The 4,027-nt window shown below is 72.7% G+C and carries 5 protein-coding genes; 4 read left to right on the top strand and 1 reads right to left on the bottom strand.

Going from position 1 to position 4,027, the window contains the following annotated elements; genetic code table 11:
- The coding region (locus ACOJTB_RS17685; protein ID WP_420103842.1) for a cob(I)yrinic acid a,c-diamide adenosyltransferase at positions 1-169 on the top strand (169 nt) is incomplete at its 5' end.
- 22 nt (positions 170-191) lie between these two features.
- On the opposite strand, the gene cbiB is transcribed toward ACOJTB_RS17685, so the two are convergent.
- The gene (gene cbiB / locus ACOJTB_RS17680) at positions 192-1,169 is read right to left on the bottom strand and encodes an adenosylcobinamide-phosphate synthase CbiB (RefSeq protein WP_420103841.1); all 978 of its coding nucleotides are present in this window, start codon (positions 1,167-1,169) and stop codon (positions 192-194) included.
- Positions 1,170-1,181: 12 nt separating this feature from the next.
- Here cbiB and cobD point away from each other — a divergent pair, with 12 nt between their 5' ends.
- The 3 genes from cobD to ACOJTB_RS17665 form a co-directional block, all read left to right on the top strand.
- Entirely contained in the window at positions 1,182-2,213 is a 1,032-nt protein-coding gene (cobD, locus tag ACOJTB_RS17675) for a threonine-phosphate decarboxylase CobD (protein ID WP_420103840.1), read from the top strand.
- A gap of 70 nt (positions 2,214-2,283) precedes the next feature.
- Positions 2,284-3,255 (top strand): D-2-hydroxyacid dehydrogenase, encoded by a 972-nt coding sequence (locus tag ACOJTB_RS17670; RefSeq protein WP_420103839.1) that lies wholly within the window; start codon positions 2,284-2,286, stop codon positions 3,253-3,255.
- 9 nt (positions 3,256-3,264) lie between these two features.
- Positions 3,265-4,027, top strand: a 763-nt coding sequence (locus ACOJTB_RS17665) for an MFS transporter (RefSeq protein WP_420103838.1), incomplete at its 3' end; no start/stop codon positions are given.

Raw genomic sequence — 4,027 nt, 5'->3', positions numbered from 1 at the left:
CGAGGTGGTGGCGACGCTCGCCGCCCGCCGCCACGATCTGCACATCGTCGTCACCGGCCGGAACGCCAAGCCCGAACTCATTGCCGCCGCCGACCTCGTCACCGAGATGACCCTGGTGAAGCACCACTTCGCCGCCGGCGTGAAGGCGCAGGAGGGGATCGAGTTCTGAAGGGCGAAATGGCGACGAGCGATCAGAACCAGGCGAACAGGGCGCCCGCCGCCGCCAGCCCCCACAGCAGCCAGCAGGCTTTCCGATAGAGCGCCAATGCCCTGCGGATATCGGCGGCCGTGGTCTGCGCCCGCCCGTCACCCATCCAGGGGGCTTCGACGCGCATCTCGCCATAGACTCGCGGTCCGGCGAGCCTGAGGCCGATCGCCCCGGCCATCGCCGCTTCCGGCCAGCCGGCATTGGGCGATGTGTGTTTGCCCGCATCGCGCCGCACGGCCCGCCAGGCGCCTCGGGCATCGGCCTCCCGGTCGAGCGCGGCCGCGCTCACCAAAAGCAGCGCGGTCAGGCGCGAGGCCGGCAGGTTGACGAGGTCGTCGAGCCGCGCGGCGGCCCAGCCGAAGGCGAGATGGCGCGGCGTCCTGTGGCCGATCATGGAATCGGCGGTGTTGATCGCCTTGTAGGCGGCGATGCCGGGCAGGCCGCCGAGCCCCAGCCAGAAGGCCGGCGCGACGATGCCGTCGGAAAAGTTCTCGGCGAGGCTCTCGATCGCGGCGCGGCAGACGCCCGCCTCGTCGAGGCTCTGCGGATTGCGCCCCACGATCATGGCGACGGCGGCCCGCCCGCCTTCCAGCCCGCCGCTCTCCAGCCCCTCGGCCACTGCCGCGACATGCTCGTGCAGGCTGCGCTGGGCGAGCAGCGTCGAGGCCAGCAGCGCCAGTGGCACCAGCCCGAGCGGCCCCGCCTTCAGGAGCAGCGACTGGACGATGGCGGCGAGCGCGATTGTCACCGCGAGCAAGAGCCCGAGTGCGAGCACGCCGGCCGCCTTGCGCAGGGCGAAGGAAGCGCCCTCCCGGTTCAGCCCCCGGTCCAGCCGGCCGATCAGCGCCCCGATCCAGGTGACGGGGTGGCCGATGGCGGCGTAGAGGGAAGGGGGATAGCCGAGCGCCGCCTCCGCCGCGAGGGCGAGCAACAGGAGCGGCAGGCTGTCGGCGAGAGACATGGGGCGAGGCGGGTGATCGAGACGCGGGAGAAGCAGGGCGGCATCTGGCATGGCGGGGATCTCGCCGCGGCCCGCGCGCTCTTTCCGGATGCGCCCGAGCCATGGATCGATCTCTCCACCGGCATCAACCCGCACCCCTATCCGCTTCCGGCGCTGCCGTTAAGCCTATGGGCGCGGCTTCCCGGCGCGGAGGACGAAAAGGCGCTGCTCGCCGCCGCCCGCGCCGCCTATCGCGTGCCCGAGCGCTTGGGCATCGTCGCCGCGCCCGGCACCCAGATCCTGATCGAGCTTCTGCCGCGCCTCGCCCCGGCCGGACCGGTCGCGGTGCTGGGGCCGACCTATGCGGAGCATGCGCAGGCCTGGCGCAGGGGCGGCTTCGCGGTGAGCGAGGTCGCGGCTCTCCCGGAGGCGGGCGAGGCCGCCACGCTCGTCATCGTCAACCCGAACAACCCCGATGGCCGGGTGATGCCGCGCTCCGCGCTGCTGGATCTGGCGGAGCGCTGCGCCGATCGCGGCGGCCTTCTCGTCCTGGACGAGGCCTTTTGCGATCTCGAGCCCGAGGCGAGCCTGATCCCCGCCCTGCCGCCCGGCACCATCGTCCTGCGCTCCTTCGGAAAGACCTATGGGCTGGCCGGCGTCCGCCTCGGCTTCGCTGTCGCCGCGCCGGACCTGACCGAGGCCTTGCGCGCCGCTCTGGGCCCCTGGGCCGTGTCCGGCCCGGCGCTGGCGATCGGCGCTGCCGCGCTGGGCGATGCCGATTGGCTGGGCGCGACCGCCGCATCCTGCGCGCGGGATGCCGCCCGGCTCGATGCGCTGCTCGGCGCGCATGGCGAGATTGTCGGCGGCACCAGCCTGTTCCGCCTCCTGGAGGCGGCGGATGCGCCGGCCCTCTTCGCCCGGCTCGGCCACGCCGGCCTATATGTCCGCCGCTTTCGCGACGCGCCGCAGCGTCTGCGCTTCGGCCTCCCGGCGGACGAGGCGCAATGGGCGCGCCTGCAATCAGCGCTGAGCGCGGATGCGCCGGAGGCCTCTCGCGGCGCATGAGATCGCCATGCGAAGCTGCATCAGGCTGAATCGACACAGGCCCACGCGGCCCCAGAGGAGCAAGACACGCATGGCCTTCCTGCCCGAGGACCGGGAGCTGACGATCGGCTTCGCCCATGCCGCCTATCAGATCCGGGACGAGTATCTCGCCCGCGGCGCGGGGGCGGCGAGCTTCGAGGTCCGCACCCTGGACGAGTTGAAGGCGCGCGCGCCGGAAGCCGATGTGCTCGTCGTCTCGGGCCTGTGGCGCAACGAGCTGCTGCCGTCCTTGCCCAAGCTGCGCTTCATCCAGTCGGTCAGCGCCGGCACCGATCAGTTCGACAAGGCGGCGCTGAAGGCGGCCGGCGTCAGGCTCGCCAGCGCGCAGGGCAGCAATGAGCGGGCGGTGGCCGAGCATGCGATGGCGCTGATCCTCTCGCTCTCGCGCCAGCTCCATCTCGCCCGCGACAACCAGGCGAAGAGCGTCTGGCGCCCGATGATCGGGGAGCGCGGCCGCCGCGAGGACGAGCTCGGCGGCAAGACGCTGGTCATCGTCGGGCTCGGCCGCATCGGCCTGCGGCTGGCGAAGCTGGCCTCGGCCTTCGACATGCGCGTCATCGGCGTGCGCCGCAGTCCCGAGCCGGCGGAGCATGTCGAGGCGGTGGTCCGGCCCGACCATCTCGCCGAGGCGGTCGCCCAGGCCGACATCGTCGCGCTGACCTGCCCGCTCACCCCCGAGACCGAGAACCTGATCGACGCCCGCATTCTGGCCGCGATGCAGCCCTCCGCGCTGCTGGTCAATGTGGCGCGCGGGCGGGTGGTGGACGAGGCGGCGCTGCTGGAGACGTTGCAGGCCGGCCGCATCGCCGGCGCCGGGCTCGACTGCTTCCATGACGAGCCCCTGCCGCCGGCCTCGCCCTTCTGGTCGCTGCCGCAGGTGCTGGTGACGCCCCACAGCGCCGGCGAGACCCGTGCCTACGAAGCCAACGTCGTCGATCTGCTGGTGGAGAACCTGGCGCGGCTGCGTCGGCCCGGCGCCGTCCTGCGCAACCCCGTGGTCTGACGGCGCCTCATGTCCTCGCGCCTGTTGCGCCCCGGCGGCGCCCTGCTGATCCCGGCTCTAGGCGCCACCCAGATCCTCGGCTATGGCGCGCTCTATTATGCCTTCACGGTGCTGGCCCCGCGCATCACCGCCGAATTCGGCTGGCCGCCGGAATGGACCTTCGGCGGTTTCGCGGTCGGCCTGCTGCTGGGCGGCGCCGTCGCGCCGGTCACCGGCAGTCTGATCGACCGCCACGGCACCCGGCCGGTGATGGCGGCAGGCTCTCTGCTCGCCGGCCTGTCGCTGCTCGCCCTCGCCGAGGCACGGGGGCTGGCGAGCTATATCGCCGCGATGGTGGCGCTGCAGGCGGTGACCACCGCCGTGTTCTATGATGCCGCCTTCGCCGCTTTGGCGCAGGCTCGCGGCGGAGGTGCCCGGCGGGCGATCAGCCAGCTCACCCTGATCGGCGGCTTTGCTTCGACCCTGTTCTGGCCCCTGACCAGCGCGCTGCTCGCGCTGCTGGACTGGCGCGGCGTCTATCGGCTCTACGGGCTGGCCCAGATCCTTGTCTGCGTGCCCTTGCATCTGTTCCTGCTGCCGGGCCGCGTCGCGCGCCCGCTGCTGGAGGCGGGCGGGGCGGCGGCCATCGCTCCGCCGCCCGAGGCGCCCGCCCTCTTGACGGGGCCCGCCCGGCGCCGCGCCTTTCTCCTGCTGGCCCTCGCCTTCTCGCTGCAGGGCTTCGTCGTGTCGGCCATGGCGGTGCATATGCTGGCGCTGCTGCAGGGTTTCGGCC

Source organism: Allobosea sp. (assembly GCF_048595345.1).
GTDB lineage: Bacteria > Pseudomonadota > Alphaproteobacteria > Rhizobiales > Beijerinckiaceae > Allobosea.
Note: the sequence above shows the minus strand (reverse complement) of the source record. Positions and strands in the feature narration are given on the sequence as shown.